Genomic DNA, 18,288 nt, shown 5'->3' with positions numbered 1-18,288 from the left:
GCGGGTAACGTATGCGTGTGCCCACACGCCAGCCCCAGGTCGGGAAAGGCCTTCTCTACCGGCTCTACCAGCGACGCATCCGCAAACACCTCGACGAGGCGGTGCTGCCCAAGCACGTGGCGATGATCCTCGACGGCAACCGGCGCTGGGCCAAGCAGCGCTCGCTCGGCACGGCCGCCCACGGTCACCGGGCAGGAGCGGCGAAGATCCTCGAGTTCCTGATCTGGTGCGACGACCTCGGCATCGAGGTGGTGACGCTCTACCTGCTGTCGACCGACAACCTCTCGAACCGGTCCGGCGAGGAGCTGACCGAGCTGATCGAGATCATCGCCGAGCTCGCCGACGACATCTCGCGCTTCCGTGACTGGCGGGTCAAGCACGTCGGCACGAACGCGGGGCTCCCCGAGCCGCTCGTCGCGGCGCTGGAGACCGCCGAGGAGCACACCATCGGCCACAAGGGCCTGCACGTGAACCTCGCGGTCGGGTACGGCGGGCGTTCGGAGATCGCGGATGCGGTGCGCAGCATCATCCAGAAGCACCGCGGTCTCGGCCACGGCCTGGACGAGCTCGAGGCGGCTATCGACCAGGACCTGATCGCCGAGCACCTCTACACCGGCGGGCAGCCCGACCCGGACCTGGTCATCCGCACCTCAGGCGAGCAGCGCCTCTCGGACTTCATGCTCTGGCAGAGCGCGCACAGCGAGTTCTACTTCATGGAGGCCCTGGGCCCCGACGTCCGCGAGGTCGACTTCCTGCGTGCCCTCCGCGACTACTCCCGCCGCCAAAGACGCTTCGGAAGTTGAAGGCGACCCTCTTCCCTCCCCGAAACGCGCAGCGAGCAGCGAAACCTGCAGGCCGTACCCGACGACCCAAGGTGAGCGCGCGGCCGCGCCAGCGACCGCACGCGAACATGTCGCGCTGCGCCGGGCAGGGACCGGCGCAGCCCGGGATACGCGCGCGAAGCACGCGCATCCCGGCAGCAAATTACACCCGTGTAACACAGCGTTAATCAACTGTGATGCGTGTCGTAACCCACTACCGCCGCATCGGTCGTAGCTTGATCTCATCAGGCATGGCGCCTGATCGAGACGGCCACATAAGTACGTTTCGACATTCTCCACTGTGGCCCGATCGCCTACTGATCCGAGCGCCTCGCGCTCGGGGTTGGAGTGGATGTGGCCGAGCCCATGACTCAGAAGCCCAGTGGCACACGCAGCACCGGAGAGGATGCACGAAGCACCACCCGCACGACCGATTCGAGCTCGACGGCCGAGGTGACCTACGTACTGGACACCTCGGTTCTTCTGTCCGACCCGAAGGCGATCTTCAGGTTCGCCGAACACGCGGTCGTGCTCCCGGTGATCGTGATCACCGAGCTGGAATCCAAGCGCAACGATCCGGAGATCGGCTACTTCGCCCGCCAGGCGCTCCGCAACCTCGACGAGCTGCGGATCAAGCACGAGCGGCTCGACTTCCCGATCGCGGTCGGCACGGAGGGGGGAAGCCTCCGTGTCGAGCTGAACCACTCCAACACCTCGGTGCTCCCGTCCGGTCTCCAGCTCGGCGACAACGACACCCGCATCCTGGCCGTGGCCCAGAACCTCGCGAACGACGGCCTGAACGTCACCGTCGTGTCGAAGGATCTGCCGCTCCGGGTGAAGGCGGCGTCGATCGGCCTCGCGGCCGAGGAATACCGTGCCGAGCTCGCGGTCGACTCCGGCTGGACCGGGCTCGACGAGATCACGCTCGGGTCGGATGCGATGTCCCGCCTCTACGACGACGAGCGCCTCAGCACGCCGCTGGTGCGCGACATGCCGATCAACACCGGTCTGGTCATCCACTCGGACCGCGGTTCGGCGCTCGGCCGGGTGACCGGGCGGGACTCGTTCCAGCTCGTCCGCGGCGACCGCGACGTCTTCGGGTTGCACGGCCGCTCGGCCGAGCAGCGCGTGGCGATCGACATGCTGCTCGACCCCGAGGTCGGGATCGTGTCGCTGGGGGGTCGAGCCGGTACGGGGAAGTCCGCTCTGGCCCTGTGTGCCGGTCTCGAAGCGGTGCTCGAGAAGCAGCAGCACAAGAAGATCATGGTGTTCCGCCCGCTGTACGCGGTCGGCGGCCAGGAGCTCGGCTTCCTGCCCGGTGACGCCGGCGAGAAGATGAACCCCTGGGCGCAGGCGGTCTTCGACACGCTCGGCTCGCTGGTGTCGCAGAACGTGCTCGACGAGGTGCTGGACCGCGGGATCCTCGAGGTGCTGCCGCTCACACACATCCGCGGGCGTTCGCTGCACGACGCCTTCGTGATCGTCGACGAGGCGCAGTCGCTCGAGCGCAACGTGCTGCTCACGGTGCTGTCGCGGATCGGCCAGAACTCGCGGGTGGTGCTGACCCACGACGTGGCCCAGCGCGACAATCTGCGGGTCGGCCGGCACGACGGCGTCGCCTCGGTGATCGAGACGCTGAAGGGGCACTCGCTGTTCGGGCACATCACGCTGACCCGGTCGGAGCGCTCGGCGATCGCGGCGCTCGTGACCGAGATGCTGGAGTCGAACGAGCTGGCGTAGGGGATTCGCCTCCTTCTCTGCGTTCTGCACAGAGGCCCGGCGGGCCGCGGTCGTCCACAGATGTGGCGGCTGCGGCCCGTCGTCGCGTCGGGGTTCCTAGCCTCGGTGCATGTCGATCGTCACCGAGCCGTGGGTGCTGCTGCTCCTGGCGTACCTCGCGGCTGTGAGCGTGCCGCTCGCCCTGACGGATGCGCGCCGGCTGCGCCTTCCGAATGCTTACGTCGTACCAGGCCTGGGCCTCCTGGCCTGTTCCGTGCTCGCCGTGACCCTCCGAGCCCCGCCAGGGTCTGCAGCCGGGGCAGCGGCATTGGCGGCCTCTGCGGGTGCGGCGGCCGTCGCGGGTGGTGCCTGGGCGGCCGGGATGCTCGGGATGGGAGACGTGAAGCTCGCCGTCCTCTTGGCGGGGGCGTCGTCACTGACGGATGCGCGAGCGCCGATCCTGTGGTGCGGCACGACCGGCGTCCTCGCCGCCGCCGGGGTCGCCGCGGTACTCAGCGGTGCGGGGCGCTCGACGGAGGAGCGGGCGACGGCGGCCGTGCGCATCCCGCTCGGGCCGCCGATGCTCGCGGCCTTCTGGTTCGCCATCCTCACCTGTCTGCCCCCGTGAGCCGCCCCAACGGGAACGACGGAGGAACGGGCCGGAAACGACGAACGACGGAGCCTCACGCCGCAGGGGCGTCGAGACTCCGTCGTTGGTGTCGGGCTCGGACCGGCCCGATCGGTCCGCCGTAGGTGGACCAGTCGGGGCCGGGAGGGGGAGGGCCGGAGGGGCTACTTGGCCGCCGGGGGGCGGGTCATCGAGAGCACGTCGAGCGCCGAGTCGAGCTGCTCGAGGGTGACCTCGCCGCGGTCGACGAAGCCGAGGTCGATGACGGCCTCGCGCACGGTGATGCCTCTGGCCACCGAGTGCTTCGCGATCTTCGCCGCCGCCTCGTAGCCGATGATGCGGTTGAGCGGCGTGACGATCGAGGGGGACGACTCGGCCAGCGCACGCGCCCGCTCGAGGTTCGCCTCGAGGCCGGCGACGGTCTTGTCGGCCAGCAGCACCGACGAGTTCGACAGCAGGCGGATCGACTCCAGCAGCGCCGTGCCCATCACCGGGATGGCGACGTTCAGCTCGAACGCACCCGAGGCGCCGGCCCACGCGATCGACGCGTCGTTGCCGATGACCCGCGAGCACACCTGGAGCACGGCCTCCGGGATGACCGGGTTGACCTTCCCGGGCATGATCGACGACCCCGGCTGCAGGTCGGGGATGTGCAGTTCGCCGATGCCCGTGTTCGGGCCCGACCCCATCCAGCGCAGGTCGTTGCAGATCTTGGTGAGGCTGACCGCCAGCACGCGGAGCGCGCCCGAGGCCTCGACGAGCGAGTCGCGCGCGCCCTGGGCCTCGAAGTGGTTGCGGGCCTCGGTGATCGGCAGCCCGGTCTCGTCCGCCAGGATCGAGATGACCAGCTGAGGGAAGCCGGCCGGCGTGTTGATGCCGGTGCCGACCGCCGTGCCGCCGAGCGGCACCTCGGCCACGCGGGGGAGCGCCGACTGCACGCGCTCGATGCCGAGACGGATCTGCATCGCGTACCCGCCGAACTCCTGGCCGAGGGTGACGGGCGTCGCATCCATCAGGTGCGTGCGGCCGGACTTCACCGCGGTGGCCCAGAGCTCGGCCTTCTCCTCGAGCGCCTCGGCGAGGTGCTCGAGCGAGGGGATCAGGTCGTGGATCAGCGCGTTCGTCACGGCGACGTGCACCGAGGTGGGGAAGACGTCGTTCGAGGACTGCGAGGCGTTGACGTGGTCGTTCGGATGCACGTGCGAACCGAGCGCGGTCGAGGCCAGGCTCGAGAGAACCTCGTTCATGTTCATGTTCGACGAGGTGCCGCTGCCGGTCTGGTACACGTCGATCGGGAAGTCGCCGTCGTACTCGCCCGTGATCACCTTGTCGGCGGCGGCCGCGATCGCGTCCGCGATGGCCTGGTCGAGCACGCCGAGGCGGGCGTTCGCGATGGCGGCGGCCTTCTTGATCCGTGCGAGGGCAGCGATCTGGGCCGACTCGAGCACCGCGCCCGACACCGGGAAGTTCTCGACCGCGCGCTGCGTCTGAGCACCGTACAGCGCCGACGCGGGCACCCGCACCTCGCCCATCGTGTCGTGCTCGATGCGGTACTCGGTGTCCTGGGAGTTCTCCACCACTGTGTGGTCGTCCTTTCGTTGTGCCGGCCGAGTGAGGGCCGGCGTGGTTCTGTGGTCGGTGACGGATACGGCGGGGCCGGCGCCGGAGCGCGGACCGGCGGATCCGCCGGGCTAGAGCTCTCGGGCTTCGCCGGTCTCGATTTCGATCTCGATCTCGCCGACCTCGTCGAGCTCGGAGATGTCCCCGATCTCGCCGATCGCGACATCCGCCACGGCTCGGCCTTCGGCGAGGCGGTAGTTGGCTCCGACCACCGCCAATCTACCCTCCGCGACCGCCTGGGTGATGATCTCGGACTCCATCAGCAGCTCGCCGACGGTATCGCGCAGATGGGCCCGCCCGACGTCGCCGGCGTCCGGCGCCGAGAGCAGCGAGCCGTCCTCGGCCCGCTCGGCGGGAACCTTCTCGATAGCGGGCACGATCTGGTCGACCAGGCTCTGGATGTGTCGGGGGAGCGGAGCCGCATCCGGCAGCTGCGAGTCGATCGCCGCCCGCACCGCACCGCACTCGTCGTGGCCGAGCACGACGATCAGCGCGACGCCGAGCACCTCGACCGCGTACTCGAGGCTGCCGAGCACCGACTCGGAGATGACCTGACCCGCGTTCCGCACCACGAACAGGTCGCCGAGCCCCAGGTCGAAGATGATCTCGGCCGCGAGGCGCGAGTCGCTGCAGCCGAACAGCGCGGCGCGCGGCGTCTGCAGGTGGGCGAGCTCCGTGCGGGTCTCCACATCCTGACGCGGATGCTTCGGCGTGCCCGCGACGAACCTCTCGTTGCCGCGCTGCATGGTGGCCCACACGCGGGCCGGGGTCGTGGCTTCGGCCTGGTCTTCGGCGAGGTCGGTCATGGTGTCACAGCCTCCGGCTGGTCGAGTGAGGTCGGCGGGTCGAGCGAGGTCGGCTGGGCGAGGACGTTCTGGGCGATGGCGGCGGCGACCGTGTCGACGTCGTCAGGCCCCCCGCTGCCGAAGACGATGTACGTGGTCGCTCCGGACTCGGCGGTCAGGGCGTACCGGGCGTTTCCGACGCCGTCCGACCCACGGTCGCGGTTGTCATAGATCGTCCACTCCACCCCGCCGATGGTGGTGACGCCCGACGCGAGGCCGCGGGCCACCTGATCGGAGACCCAGGTGGGGTTCGCGTCGATCGCCTGGGTGACTCCGACGAACTGCTTCGCGGGCGAGATCAGCCCGATGTACCAGGAGACGACCTGGTCGCTCGTCGCCGTGCGGAGCTCCGCCGCGTTCGAGGTCCACCCCTCCGGCAGCTCGGGGACCGCCAGCGGCACCGGCATCGACGGCTGCGCGGCCACGGCCACCTGCCGGTAGTCGATGTCGGGCAGCATCGACTCCTGCGATCGGGGGACCAGGAAGATGATGGCCGCGACCAGCGCGACCGAGACCAGGAGCGCGTAGAGCAGGTTGCGGAGGGTCTTGCGGTCGCGGTACAGGCGCGACTGCTCGGCCTTCCGCGCCGCGGTCTCCTCCGGGGTCTCGGGGCGGCCGAGCTCTGCGACGACCCGCGGTTCTGCTGTTTTCGCCATCCGGATACCTACTCGCCCGCCGTGCTGCGCGCCGCGTCGAGCCGGGCGCGCGCGCCGATCAGCCACTCCTCGCAGCGGGAGGCGAGCGCCTCGCCGCGCTCCCAGAGGGCGAGCGACTGCTCGAGGGTCGGAGCCCCCTGCTCGAGCTCGCCGACGACGCGGATGAGCTCGTCCCTGGCCTCTTCATAGCTCAGCGACTGGAGGTCGGAGGAGGGGGTGGAGGGCGTTGCGGCCATGGCTCAATCCTAGCGATCGCGGGGTGGGACGGAGGCGCCTGTGGAGAGAGCGCCGATGGTGCCCTCGGCCAGGGTCACGGTGAGGGAGGCGCCGTCGGGGGCGTCGGACGCGGCGCGCACGATCCCGCGACCCACCGCATCCTGAACGATCGCGTAGCCGCGATCGAGCGTGCGCTGCGGCGAGAGCGCGCGGAGGTGACCGGAGAGCTCGCGGAGCGTGTTCGTCTCACGCTCGAGCACCCGGGTGACGAGTTCTTCGCCGCGGGCGACGAAGCGGGTCAGCTCCTCCGACCGGCTGTCGATGATCCACCCCGGCGTCGACAGCGCCGGACGGCTCCGGATCTGGCCCAGCCGGTCGACCTCCACCGAGACGAGACCCGAGACGCGACTCCGGATGCGCGTGCGGGCCTGGTCGACCCGGTTCAGCTCCTCCGTGACGTCTGGGACCACGCGCTTGGCGGCATCCGTCGGCGTGGAGGCGCGCAGATCGGCGACGAGGTCGAGCAGCGGGCTGTCGGCCTCGTGCCCGATCGCGCTCACGATCGGCGTCGCCGAGGCGGCGGCGGCCCGCACGACGGCCTCGTCGCTGAAGCCGAGCAGGTTCTGGAAGTCGCCGCCACCGCGGGCGACGATGATCACCTCGACCTCGGGGTCGGCGTCGAGCCGCTGGATGGCCGCGACGACCTCGCGCGCCGTGCGGTCGCCCTGCACGGCGGCGTGCACGACCGTGAAGCGCACCGAGGGCCAGCGCAGCTGCGCGTTCCGCAGCACGTCTTTCTCGGCGTCGCTGTCTTTGCCCGTGATGAGGCCGACGACACCCGGCAGGAAGGGGAGCGTCTTCTTGCGGCCGGCGTCGAAGAGGCCCTCGGAGGCGAGCTGGGCACGGAGCCGCTCGAGCCGTTCGAGCAGGTCGCCGAGCCCGACGTGCCGCATCTCGAACACCTGCATCGTGAGGCTGCCGCCGCGCACCCAGTAGTCCGGTTTGATCAGCGCGATCACACGGTCGCCCTGTTTCAGGTCGGCGGGGAGCTTCGCCTTGACCGACGACCAGATCGTGAAGCTGATGGTCGCGTCGCCGGTGAGGTCTTTGAGCTTGCCGTAGACGTTGCCGCCCGACACGCCCCACTGCGTGATCTCGCCCTCGACCCATGCGGTGCCCAGACGCGCGATATAGGCGCGCACCTTCTGGGCCAATTCGCCGACGGGCCAGGGGTTGTCGACCGTGGGCGGGCCGGAGACGAAGGCCGGGGCGTCGGTCACGGTTACTCTCCTTCAGGCCTTCGCCCAGTTCAGTCGACGTAGAATGGTAAGAGTGAGCACTGCGACGACCATCAGCCTGCCGATGCCGAGGATTCCCGGCGTCCGCAACAGGCTAAAGGATAACCCGGTGGCCGGGCACAAGCGTGTGCTGCTGGCCGCCCCCCGTGGCTACTGTGCAGGAGTCGATCGCGCCGTCGTCGCGGTCGAGAAGGCGCTGGAGAACTTCGGCGCTCCCGTCTACGTGCGCAAGCAGATCGTGCACAACGTGCACGTCGTCACCACGCTCGAGAAGCGCGGCGCCATCTTCGTCGACGAGGTCGACGAGGTGCCCGAGGGCTCGCACGTCGTCTTCTCGGCCCACGGCGTCTCGCCCGCGGTCGTGCAGGGCGCGGCCGACCGAGGCCTCCAGGCCATCGACGCCACCTGCCCGCTGGTCACCAAGGTGCACCGCGAGGCCGTGCGCTTCGCGCGGGACGACTTCGAGATCCTGCTGATCGGCCACGAGGGCCACGAAGAGGTCGAGGGCACGGCGGGCGAGGCTCCCGAGCACATCACGCTCGTCGGCAGCCCGGAGGCCGTGGCCGACATCGAGGTCAAAGATCCGGACAAGGTGGTCTGGCTCTCGCAGACGACGCTCTCGGTCGACGAGACCATGGAGACGGTGCGCCGCCTCCGCGAACGCTTCCCGAACCTCCAGGATCCGCCCTCGGACGACATCTGCTACGCCACCCAGAACCGTCAGGTCGCCATCAAGAAGGTCGCGCAGGGCGCCGATCTGGTGATCGTCGTGGGGTCGGCGAACTCGTCGAACTCGGTGCGCCTCGTCGAGGTCGCGCTGGAGTACGGCGCGAAGGCCGCTTACCGGGTCGACTACGCGCACGAGGTCAAGCAGGAGTGGCTCGACGGCGTCGAGACGGTCGGCGTGACCTCGGGCGCCTCGGTGCCGGAGATTCTCGTGCAGGAGCTGCTCGACGACCTCGCGGGCGCCGGCTACGGCGACATCGAGACCGTGCAGACGGCGGAGGAGGACCTCGTGTTCTCGCTCCCCAAGGAGCTGCGTCGCGACACCCAGGGCAAGAAGGACACGCGGGCGCTCGGCGGCCGCCACCGCGCCTGACCCGCGCGCATCCACCCCGCTCGCGCCATCCACTCGGCCCGCCCCACCCCTTCAACGCCGAGAAGTCACTTTTACGTCTAAACATGGCGTCTTGGACGTGAAAGTGACTTCTCGACGAGGTGGGCGCACGCCCCGGGGAGCTAGCTCGGGAGGGTGGAGAACCCCTGCACGAGCGCCGGGTCGGCGAAGAACGCGATCGCGATGCACGCGGTCGACACCGCGAAGCTCAGCACCGCGCCGATCAACGGCACGAAGAAGGTCAACTTGTTGACCCTCAGTCGCCGCACCGAGATGTACACCGTGAGCGCGAAGATCAGCACCAGCAGCGCTGCCCCCACCGAACCGGCGGTCTGCGCGGTCGAGGTGCCGGCGTAGGCGCCGTCGATCTTGTAGATGTCCATCACCTGCTGCATCACCGCGGGCAGCTGAAGCATGCTGACGACCGTGTTGGTGGTCGAGATCACGCCGGCCGCGAGCAGCAGGAAGGTGGCGATCATGTCGCCGCGCTTCCGGTCCGGCATCGCCGCAGCCGCCGGGTTGTACGGCGGCGGGGGCGTGGGCTGCCGCGCGGCGGCCTGCCGGGGTGCCTTGGCGGGGGTCGAGGCACCCGTGGCCGAAGCGCCCTTGCCCGAGGCGGTGGTGCCGGTGCCGGGCATACCCGCACCAGCACCCGCCTCCGCCTCCTCGGCCGCGGGGTCCTTCGGCGGCGTCCAGCTCCACCCCTCGGGCGCGAGCTCTCCGTACTTCGGCTTCGGGCGTTCGTCGCTCACGGGCGGCTCCGGATGCTCGGGGCTGAGGGGGCGGTGGCGGTCAGGATGAGCGTCACTTCCCCGAGTGGCCGGTCGAGCCGAGCTGCTGCGTGGCCTCGATGACGCGGGCGGCCATCGCCGTTTCGGCGCTCTTGCCCCAGGCGCGGGGGTCGTAGACCTTCTTGTTGCCGACCTCGCCGTCGACCTTCATCACGCCGTCGTAGTTCGAGAACATCCAGCCGGCCACGTCGCGCGTGAACGCGTACTGGGTGTCGGTGTCGATGTTCATCTTGACGACGCCGTTCGCGACGGCCTCCGAGATCTCGGCGTCGGTCGAACCCGATCCGCCATGGAAGACCAGGTCGAGCGGCTTGGGGCCGTGACCGAACTTCTCGGACAGGCCCGCCTGGATCTCGCCCAGCAGCTCGGGGCGCAGCTTCACGTTGCCCGGCTTGTACACGCCGTGCACGTTGCCGAAGGTCAGCGCGGCCATGTAGCGGCCGTTCTCGCCGAGACCGAGGGCCTCGACGGTCTTCGTGGCGTCATCCAGGGTCGTGTAGAGGTGCTCGTTGATCTCGTGGGCGACGCCGTCCTCCTCGCCGCCGACGACGCCGATCTCGACCTCGAGGATCGCGTTGATCGCCTTCATGCGCTTGAGGATGTCGACGGCGATGTCGAGGTTCTCGTCGAGCGGCACGGCCGAGCCGTCCCACATGTGCGACTGGAAGATCGGCTCGCGACCGGCCTTGACCTCCTCCTCGGAGGCGGCGATCAGGGGCAGGACGAAGTCGTCTAGCGCGTTCTTCGGGCAGTGGTCGGTGTGCAGGGCCACGGTGATGGGGTAGCTCTTGGCGACCTCGTGGGCGAAGGCCGCGAAGGCGAGGGCGCCGGTGGCGCGGGCCTTGACGGTCTGGCCGGCGAAGTAGTCGGCGCCACCGGTGGTGACCTGGATGATCCCGTCCGAACCGGCCTCGGTCAGGCCCTGCAGAACCGCGTTGAGCGTCTGCGACGACGACACGTTGACCGCGGGGTAGGCGAATCCGCCCGCCTTGGCCTTGTCGAGCATCTCTGCATACTGGTCCGGTGTTGCAATGGGCATGTCATCTCCTTTGGTGGGCGCTCCCGCGGTGCGCCGGCCTGTGCCGTTCGGTTCCGAGTCTAGCCAGCGCGCATGAACCGCCGCTGACCGTTACGACGGCCCCCCGATAGGCTGGAGAACGGCCCCTCGACCGTCTCGGAAGGACGAATGTCATGAATGCGGAACGCGCCCCCCTCTATGAGAACCCCGACCGCAACCTGGCGATGGAGCTCGTCCGGGCCACCGAAGCGGCCGCCATCCGGGCGCAGCCGTTCATCGGCAAGGGCGACAAGAACGCCGCCGACGGGGCCGCCGTGGATGCGATGCGCGCCTTCCTCGGCACGGTCGACTTCGCCGGCGTGATCGTGATCGGCGAGGGCGAGAAGGATGAGGCGCCGATGCTCTACAACGGCGAGCACGTCGGCACCGGCCGCGGCCCGTCCTGCGACATCGCGGTCGACCCGATCGACGGCACCTCGCTCACCGCTGCGGGCCGCCAGAACGCGATCTCGATGTTGGCCGCCTCCGACCGCGGCACGATGCTCGACGCGTCGAGCGTGTTCTACATGAACAAGATCGTGACGGATGCGGACGGCATCGGCGTGATCGACATCGACCGCCCGATCGGCGACAACATCCGCGCCCTGGCTGCGGCGAAGGGCAAGGATGTCGGCGACATCCGCGTGGCCGTGCTCGACCGACCCCGGCACCGCCAGCTGGTCGAGGACATCCGGGCCGCCGGCGCCGGCACGCGGATGCTGCTCGACGGGGACGTGGCCGGTGGCATCAACGCCGCCCGGTACGGCACCCGCATCGACATGTGCGTCGGGATCGGCGGCAGCCCCGAGGGCGTCGCCACGGCCTGCGCCATCAAGGCACTGGGCGGGTTCATCCAGACCCGGCTCGCACCGAAGGACGACGAGGAGCGCCAGAAGGGCATCGACGCCGGGCTCGACCTCGACAAGATCTACGGCGCCGACGACCTGGTGCGCGGCGACAACACGTTCTTCGTGGCGACGGGCGTGACCGACGGCGGACTCGTGGCGGGAGTCAAGCGCCTGGGCCCGATCATCCGCACCGAGTCGATCGTGCTGCGGTCGCACTCGGGCACGATCCGCCGCATCGAGGCGGACCACCTCATGGAGAAGTGGCTCTAGCCCCATAACGCGAGGGCGCGCACCGCACCGCACTCACCGAGAAGTCAGAAAGACGTCCAAAATCCAGGGTTTGGACGTCTTTCTGACTTCTCGGCGTGAGTGGGGTCAGGGGCCCGCGGGGAGGATGCGCCCTAGCGCGTGCCCGAGGCGGGCTCGTCGCCGTCGAGGTCGATGTCGAGCTCGATGACCCGGGCCTTCTCGTGGTCGAGGAACTCGGCGTCGCGCAGCTCGGTCGAGTGGCGCAACGCATCGAGCTCGGCGATCGTGCGCTCGACCTCGGCGGTGCGCACGTCGTCGTCGCCCGCCGACTCCAGCTCGGCCAGCAGCTCGCGGCCCGTGATCTCGCGCGGCGTCTCGTCGATCGCGGCGAGCTCGGGGAAGAGCGACTCGCTCGAGAGCGCCCCCAGCTTCCGCGCCGTCGGGAACACCTGACGCTCGAACGATCCGATGAAGGAGTTGTAGTCCTTCACCGTGCGATCGATCGTGCGCCCCAGCTTCTCGATGTGCGAGGCGGTCTTGCCGAGCCGCGTGTACAGCTGCTGGCTCAGGTCGAAGAGCTGCCGGGCCTCCTGGGTCAGCACGTCCTGCTGCCAGCTGAAGGCGACCGTCTTCAGCACCGACCACAGGGTCACGGGGGAGGCCAGCGCCACCCGCTTGCCGAAGGCGAACTCCATGATCGACGGGTCGGCCTCGAGCGCGCTCGAGACCAGCGACTCGCTCGGGATGAACGCGACGACGAGCTCGGGGGAGGCCTCGAGCCCGTTCCAGTACCCCTTCGTGCCGAGGGCGGTGATGTGGGCCCGGAGCGCGGAGACGTGCTTCTTCATCAACTGCGTGCGGCGGTCGCCGTCGAGGCCCGTCGCCGACGCCGGGATCGCCGATGCCTCGAGGTACGCGTCGAACGGCACCTTGGCGTCGACGGCGATGTTCTTGCCGCCCGGCAGGTGCACGACCATGTCCGGCCGGCCCGCACCCGAGTCGGTGACGATGCTCGTCTGCACGTCGAAGTCGACCCGCTCGATGAGTCCGGCGGCCTCCACCACGCTCCGCAGCTGGGTCTCGCCCCAGACGCCACGGGTGCTGTTCGAGCGCAAGGCCGAGGCGAGCGACTCGGCGGTGCTCCGCAGCCGTTCCTCGGACTCCGTGGCCGACTTCAGCTGCTGGCTGAGCTCGCCGTACTGCTGCTGGCGCTGGGCCTCGAGCTCGACGACCTTCGCCTGGACCGCCTTCAGGCTCTCCTGCACGGGGCTGAGCGCGACGAGCACCTTGCTGTCTTCTTCGACCCGGGTGGCCTCCGCATCCTGGATCTCCTTCAGCCGGCGCTGGAAGTCGGTGAGCCGCTCTTCGAGGGCCGCGATCTGCGCCTTGTACTGCGCATCCTGCTGCACCAGGCGCTCGCGCGCCTGCTCCTGGGCGAAGGCGAGCTGTTCGCGATGGGCGGCGGCCTGCGCCTCCGCCTGCTCGCGGGCCAGCACGAGCTGATCCCGGTGCCCCTCGACGGTGGATGCCGCCTGCTCGCGCAGGGCGGTCGCCGTCGCATCCAGAGCCGCGATCCGGCTCTGCAGGCCCGCCCGCTCGTCGATCAGCTCTTCGACCCGCTGCCGCACCTCGCCGAGGTCGGCGCTGCGCTCGGCCAGCGCGGTCTCGAGGGCCGGGTCGGCCGCGGCCGCCGCTTCCGTTCGCCGGCTGCGGGCGAGCAGCCAGCCGCCCGCGACACCGAGGGCGAGACCGAGCAGCAGGCCGATGAGGAGGGGGAGCAGTGCATCCATGCTGACAGTGTGACATCGGCCTCCGACACCGGTGGGAGCGGGGGCGGCGCGCCCGCCCCGGGCGGACGTCGGTGGGAGCATCTAGGCTGAGCGGAAACACCGTCCGAAACAACGAGGTCAGAAACCATGTCAGAGGCACTTCCGGTAGTGAACCACTGGGTCGACGGCGCAGAGCTCGTCTCGACGAGCGGGCGTACGTCCCCCGTCTTCGACCCCGCCCTCGGGCAGCAGACGAAGAACGTCGCGCTGGCCGATCAGGCCGAGATCGACGCCGCGGTCGCCGCCGCGAAGGCCGCCTTCCCCGCCTGGCGCGACACCAGCATCACCAAGCGCCAGCAGGTGATGTTCTCGTTCCGCGAGCTGCTGAACGCGAAGAAGGGCGAGCTGGCCGAGATCCTCACCTCCGAGCACGGCAAGGTGCTGTCGGATGCGGCGGGCGAGATCACCCGCGGCCTCGAGGTCGTCGAGCTGGCGACCGGGTTCCCGCACCTGCTCAAGGGCGAGTACTCCGAGAACGTCTCGACCGGCGTCGACGTCTACTCGACCAAGCAGCCGCTCGGTGTGGTGGGCATCATCAGCCCCTTCAACTTCCCGGCCATGGTGCCGATGTGGTTCTTCCCGATCGCGATCGCGGCCGGCAACACCGTCGTGCTGAAGCCCTCCGAGAAAGATCCGTCGGCCGCCAACTGGCTCGCCGCGCTCTTCAAGGAGGCCGGGCTGCCGGACGGCGTGTTCAACGTGCTGCACGGTGACAAGGAGGCCGTCGACGGCCTGCTGAACCACAAGGACGTCAAGAGCATCTCATTCGTCGGGTCGACGCCGATCGCGCACTACATCTACGAGACCGCGGCGAAGAACGGCAAGCGGGTGCAGGCCCTCGGCGGCGCGAAGAACCACATGCTGGTGCTGCCGGATGCCGACCTCGACCTCGCGGCCGACGCCGCCATCAACGCCGGCTTCGGATCGGCGGGCGAGCGCTGCATGGCGATCTCGGTGCTGGTCGCGGTCGACACGATCGCGGACGAGCTGGTGGCGAAGATCCAGCAGCGCATGGAGACGCTGAAGATCGGCGACGGCCGTCGCTCCTGCGACATGGGGCCGCTGGTCACCGAGCAGCACCGCGACAAGGTCGCCTCGTACATCGACGTGGCCACGGCCGACGGCGCGACGGTAGTCGTCGACGGCCGCGGCATCGAGGTCGACGGCGCTGCCGAGGGCTTCTGGCTCGGCCCGACCCTGATCGACCAGGTGCCGACGACGAGCAAGGTCTACCTCGACGAGATCTTCGGCCCGGTGCTCTCGGTCGTGCGGGTGCACTCCTACGAGGAAGGCGTCGACTTGATCAACAACGGCGCCTACGGCAACGGCACGGCGATCTTCACCAACGACGGGGGAGCGGCCCGCCGCTTCCAGAACGAGGTCGAGGTCGGCATGATCGGCATCAACGTGCCGATCCCCGTGCCGGTGGCGTACCACTCGTTCGGCGGGGTGAAGGATTCGATCTTCGGTGACTCGAAGGCCTACGGGCTCGCCGGGTTCCGGTTCTTCACGCAGGAGAAGGCCATCACCTCGCGCTGGCTCGACCCGTCGCACGGTGGCATCAACCTCGGGTTCCCCCAGAACTAGCCCTAGTTCCTCGCCTCGCCCCGCCCCGCCCCATCCCTCCCGCCCCGCCTCGCCCGCCGAGAAGTCACTTTCACGTCAAAGTCGCGCGTTTTGGACGTGAAACTGACTTCTCGGCGGAGGTAGGGGTGGAGATGAAGGGGGAGGTGGAGGCGGAGTGGGATTGGGGTGAAGCGAGGGTGGGCGGGCCCCGGAGGAGCGCACCGGGTACGCCCCGTAAGATTGACGACCGTGGCTCTTACTATCGCGATCGTCGGACTCCCCAATGTGGGCAAGTCCACCCTGTTCAACGCCCTCACCAAGAACCAGGTCCTGGCGGCGAACTACCCGTTCGCCACCATCGAGCCGAACGTGGGCGTGGTGAACCTCCCGGATGCGCGGCTGACCGCCCTGGCCGAGATCTTCGGCAGCGAGAAGATCCTGCCCGCCCCGGTCTCGTTCGTCGACATCGCCGGCATCGTGAAGGGTGCGAGCGAGGGCGAGGGGCTCGGCAACAAGTTCCTCGCGAACATCCGTGAGGCGGATGCGATCGCCCAGGTCATCCGCGGGTTCACCGACCCGGACGTCGTGCACGTCGACGGCAAGGTCGACGCCGCGAGCGACATGGAGACCATCAACACCGAGCTCGTGCTCGCAGACCTCCAGACCCTCGAGAAGGCCGAGGCGCGGTACGAGAAAGAGGTCCGCGGAAAGAAGCTCGACCCGTCGGTGCTGAAGGCCGCCCAGGAGGCGCGCGCCTACCTCGACACGGGCAAGCCGCTCTCCACCTCGTCGATCGACCTCGAGCCGATCCGCGAGCTGGGCCTGCTGACCTCGAAGCCCTTCATCTACGTCTTCAACGTCGACGAGGAGATCCTGAACGACGCCTCACGCAAAGATGCGCTGGCCGCACTCGTGGCGCCCGCGAAGGTGATCTTCCTCGACGCCAAGCTCGAGTCCGAGCTGATCGACCTCGATCCCGAGGATGCGGCCGAGCTGCTCGCCTCGACCGGCCAGGAGGAGAGCGGCCTGGACCAGCTCGCCCGGATCGGCTTCGACACGCTGGGCCTGCAGACCTACCTCACCGCCGGCCCCAAGGAGTCGCGCGCCTGGACGATCGGCAAAGGCTGGACCGCTCCGCAGGCGGCCGGTGTGATCCACACCGACTTCCAGAAGGGCTTCATCAAGGCCGAGATCATCTCGTTCGACGACCTGGTCGAGACCGGTTCGATCGCCGAGGCCCGGGCGAAGGGCAAGGCGCGCATCGAGGGCAAGGACTACGTCATGCAAGACGGCGACGTCGTCGAGTTCCGCTTCAACAACTAGGGAGCGGCTCCGCCGTCGAGGCGGTTCGCCCGGGCGAGCGGGGCGGCTGAGCCGCGCTTACCAGCCCTGTGAGCCGGGCGTGCCCTTGAAGGGGCCGACGACGGCAGCGGTGATCCACCCGCCGTAGAAGCCTCCCGGCTGCGGCGTGACCACTTCACCGTCGACGGTGCACTCGTCCATCTGCTGCGCGTAGACGGCCACGCGGTCCCGGAGCGACTCGAACCCGGCCGACGGATGCGGGTAGTTCCACGCCGACGCCGGCCGCACCTCGGCTCCGCCTCGCACATCGAGATATCGTGCCGAGCCCTTGAACTCGCAGAACGACGAACCGTCGGCGTCCCGGAGCGCGCCGGAGACGAAGTCGGCCATCGGGATGTAGTAGACCGGCGGATGACTGGTCTCGAGCACGCGGACCGCGTCTCGAGTCTCCGCGATGAGCTCCCCACCGAGACGGATCGTGACCGGCGCGGCGACGCGCTCGACGCGGGGCGGCCTCGGGTAGTCCCAGACGGACTCCTGTCCCGGTCCTGGGATCTCGGGGCGTGGTCGGGGCACCTGTCCAGCCTAGGTCACGGGTGCTTCACTGGAGTATGGCCGTCAGACCGATGTTCCCGCTCGGATCAGTGCTGTTCCCCGCCTCGCTCGTCCCGCTGAGGGTGTTCGAGCCTCGCTATCTCACGTTGATCGGACGGCTGCTCGACGAGGATGAACCGGATTTCGAGTTCGGCGTCGTCCTCATCGAGCGCGGACGCGACGCCGGCGGCGGCGACCAGCGCGCCTCGGTCGGGACGATGGCGCGTCTGGTGAGCGTGGACGCGGGTGCCGACGACCTGGTCATCGTCGGCCTGGGAACGCAACGGTTCACGGTCGAGCGCTGGCTCGACGACGATCCGTATCCCCGAGCCGAGCTGTCCATGCTGCCGGATCTGGAGTGGTCCGAAGCGCTGGCCCCGCTCCGGACCGAGGCCGAAGCGATCGTCCGCCGCGTGATCGCCCGCGTCGCGGGGGAACAATCGGATGGTGACCTCGAGCTCTCGGACGACCCCGTCACAGCGGCGTGGCAACTCGCCGCTGTCGCCCCGCTGGGCGAGTACGACCGGTACACCCTGTTGAGGTCGACCTCCATCGGGGCTCTCCTCCGCCAGGTCATCGATCTGGTACTTGAGGCCGAGGAACTCTGGTCAGCAGAATGAGGCGGCTGATGACCGTGGGCGTGGGCGTGGGCATGGACGTGCGGGCGTGAGCGGGGCCGGGCGCCGGGTGGCAGAGCTGCAGGATAGCCACCCGGGGGCGTTGGTGGTCGCGGTCACGCGCACGCCGGAGTTGCGGGCGGCGCTGTCGCCGACGATGGCCGAGTACCGGCGCGTTCCCGCGCATCCGCTGGTCGTCGCCGAGCCGGAGAGCGGCGTCGCGTTCTGGCGGGGCGGACGGCGGCCGCGGCAGCTCTTCGTCGTGCCGTGGGCGCGGATCGCCGCCATCGAGACCGGTGAGCGCCGGGCGGCCTACGGCGTGAAGGTGCCGGTCGTCGAACTGCACCTCACCGACGCTCCGGATGCCGTCATCCCCTTCGCGCCCGCATCCCGCGGCCTCTCCTCACCGACGCCCGAGCAGGTCGCCGCGCTGGCGACAGCGCTCCGGGCCATCGCCGACCCGCACGGGCGATAGGGTCGGAGCCAGTGCGTGCGCGCCCGGGGAGGGCGCGTGG

Annotated in this window: 18 protein-coding genes; 9 read left to right on the top strand and 9 right to left on the bottom strand. The window is 69.5% G+C overall.

Annotated features, from left to right (window positions below):
- Positions 1 to 17: 17 nt before the first annotated feature.
- The 3 genes from HSO01S_RS08715 (at position 18) to HSO01S_RS08705 (ending at position 3,168) form a co-directional block, all read left to right on the top strand.
- Positions 18 to 803 carry an isoprenyl transferase gene (locus tag HSO01S_RS08715; protein WP_245635942.1) on the top strand — a complete coding sequence of 262 codons (786 nt, stop codon included), beginning with the start codon at positions 18 to 20 and terminating at the stop codon, positions 801 to 803.
- Between the two features lie 384 nt (positions 804 to 1,187).
- Complete coding sequence (gene phoH2 / locus HSO01S_RS08710; protein ID WP_066040435.1) at positions 1,188 to 2,561, top strand: RNA 5'-3' helicase PhoH2; 1,374 nt, start codon at positions 1,188 to 1,190, stop codon at positions 2,559 to 2,561.
- A gap of 109 nt (positions 2,562 to 2,670) precedes the next feature.
- Positions 2,671 to 3,168 (top strand): prepilin peptidase, encoded by a 498-nt coding sequence (locus HSO01S_RS08705; RefSeq protein ID WP_066040433.1) that lies wholly within the window; start codon positions 2,671 to 2,673, stop codon positions 3,166 to 3,168.
- Between the two features lie 164 nt (positions 3,169 to 3,332).
- Here the strand turns inward: HSO01S_RS08705 and HSO01S_RS08700 are convergent, their stop codons facing one another.
- From HSO01S_RS08700 to xseA, 5 genes are all read right to left on the bottom strand, one after another.
- Positions 3,333 to 4,748 (bottom strand): class II fumarate hydratase, encoded by a 1,416-nt coding sequence (locus HSO01S_RS08700; RefSeq protein WP_084361485.1) that lies wholly within the window; start codon positions 4,746 to 4,748, stop codon positions 3,333 to 3,335.
- A gap of 111 nt (positions 4,749 to 4,859) precedes the next feature.
- Positions 4,860 to 5,594 (bottom strand): carbonic anhydrase, encoded by a 735-nt coding sequence (locus HSO01S_RS08695; RefSeq protein WP_084361484.1) that lies wholly within the window; start codon positions 5,592 to 5,594, stop codon positions 4,860 to 4,862.
- Complete coding sequence (locus HSO01S_RS08690) at positions 5,591 to 6,289, bottom strand: DUF4245 domain-containing protein (RefSeq protein ID WP_084361483.1); 699 nt, start codon at positions 6,287 to 6,289, stop codon at positions 5,591 to 5,593. Before HSO01S_RS08690 ends, HSO01S_RS08695 begins: the two co-directional genes overlap by 4 nt.
- 8 nt (positions 6,290 to 6,297) lie before the next feature.
- Positions 6,298 to 6,525 carry an exodeoxyribonuclease VII small subunit gene (locus tag HSO01S_RS08685; RefSeq protein WP_066040432.1) on the bottom strand — a complete coding sequence of 76 codons (228 nt, stop codon included), beginning with the start codon at positions 6,523 to 6,525 and terminating at the stop codon, positions 6,298 to 6,300.
- Between the two features lie 9 nt (positions 6,526 to 6,534).
- Positions 6,535 to 7,785 carry an exodeoxyribonuclease VII large subunit gene (gene xseA, locus HSO01S_RS08680; RefSeq protein WP_066040431.1) on the bottom strand — a complete coding sequence of 417 codons (1,251 nt, stop codon included), beginning with the start codon at positions 7,783 to 7,785 and terminating at the stop codon, positions 6,535 to 6,537.
- Between the two features lie 82 nt (positions 7,786 to 7,867).
- On the opposite strand from xseA, the gene HSO01S_RS08675 reads away from it, so the two are divergent.
- A complete protein-coding gene (locus HSO01S_RS08675) occupies positions 7,868 to 8,902 on the top strand; it encodes a 4-hydroxy-3-methylbut-2-enyl diphosphate reductase (RefSeq protein ID WP_066040773.1) in 1,035 nt (344 codons plus the stop codon).
- 140 nt (positions 8,903 to 9,042) lie between these two features.
- Here the strand turns inward: HSO01S_RS08675 and HSO01S_RS08670 are convergent, their stop codons facing one another.
- Entirely contained in the window at positions 9,043 to 9,672 is a 630-nt protein-coding gene (locus HSO01S_RS08670) for a DUF6264 family protein (protein WP_066040430.1), read from the bottom strand.
- A 52-nt stretch (positions 9,673 to 9,724) separates the two neighbouring features.
- Positions 9,725 to 10,750, bottom strand: a complete 1,026-nt coding sequence (fbaA, locus tag HSO01S_RS08665) for a class II fructose-bisphosphate aldolase (RefSeq protein ID WP_066040429.1) — start codon at positions 10,748 to 10,750, stop codon at positions 9,725 to 9,727.
- Between the two features lie 152 nt (positions 10,751 to 10,902).
- On the opposite strand from fbaA, the gene glpX reads away from it, so the two are divergent.
- Complete coding sequence (gene glpX, locus HSO01S_RS08660; RefSeq protein WP_066040427.1) at positions 10,903 to 11,886, top strand: class II fructose-bisphosphatase; 984 nt, start codon at positions 10,903 to 10,905, stop codon at positions 11,884 to 11,886.
- Between the two features lie 131 nt (positions 11,887 to 12,017).
- Here the strand turns inward: glpX and HSO01S_RS08655 are convergent, their stop codons facing one another.
- Positions 12,018 to 13,655 carry a DNA recombination protein RmuC gene (locus tag HSO01S_RS08655; protein WP_157078973.1) on the bottom strand — a complete coding sequence of 546 codons (1,638 nt, stop codon included), beginning with the start codon at positions 13,653 to 13,655 and terminating at the stop codon, positions 12,018 to 12,020.
- Between the two features lie 126 nt (positions 13,656 to 13,781).
- Between HSO01S_RS08655 and HSO01S_RS08650 the strand changes: the two genes are divergently transcribed.
- Together HSO01S_RS08650 and ychF are read left to right on the top strand one after the other, a co-directional pair.
- Entirely contained in the window at positions 13,782 to 15,281 is a 1,500-nt protein-coding gene (locus tag HSO01S_RS08650; RefSeq protein WP_066040425.1) for a CoA-acylating methylmalonate-semialdehyde dehydrogenase, read from the top strand.
- A 228-nt stretch (positions 15,282 to 15,509) separates the two neighbouring features.
- Entirely contained in the window at positions 15,510 to 16,583 is a 1,074-nt protein-coding gene (gene ychF / locus HSO01S_RS08645; protein ID WP_066040771.1) for a redox-regulated ATPase YchF, read from the top strand.
- 57 nt (positions 16,584 to 16,640) lie between these two features.
- Here the strand turns inward: ychF and HSO01S_RS08640 are convergent, their stop codons facing one another.
- Positions 16,641 to 17,138 (bottom strand): DUF427 domain-containing protein, encoded by a 498-nt coding sequence (locus HSO01S_RS08640; protein ID WP_066040423.1) that lies wholly within the window; start codon positions 17,136 to 17,138, stop codon positions 16,641 to 16,643.
- A gap of 50 nt (positions 17,139 to 17,188) precedes the next feature.
- Here HSO01S_RS08640 and HSO01S_RS08635 point away from each other — a divergent pair, with 50 nt between their 5' ends.
- Both HSO01S_RS08635 and HSO01S_RS08630 read left to right on the top strand, forming a co-directional pair.
- Positions 17,189 to 17,776 carry an LON peptidase substrate-binding domain-containing protein gene (locus HSO01S_RS08635; protein WP_174522979.1) on the top strand — a complete coding sequence of 196 codons (588 nt, stop codon included), beginning with the start codon at positions 17,189 to 17,191 and terminating at the stop codon, positions 17,774 to 17,776.
- Positions 17,777 to 17,822: 46 nt separating this feature from the next.
- Positions 17,823 to 18,248, top strand: coding sequence for a hypothetical protein (locus HSO01S_RS08630; protein WP_169799967.1), 426 nt, complete (start codon positions 17,823 to 17,825; stop codon positions 18,246 to 18,248).
- Positions 18,249 to 18,288 lie beyond the last annotated feature (40 nt).

This window comes from Herbiconiux solani NBRC 106740 (assembly GCF_001571005.1).
GTDB classification, from domain to species: Bacteria; Actinomycetota; Actinomycetes; order Actinomycetales; family Microbacteriaceae; genus Herbiconiux; species Herbiconiux solani.
This window is presented reverse-complemented; position numbering and strand designations above follow the sequence as displayed.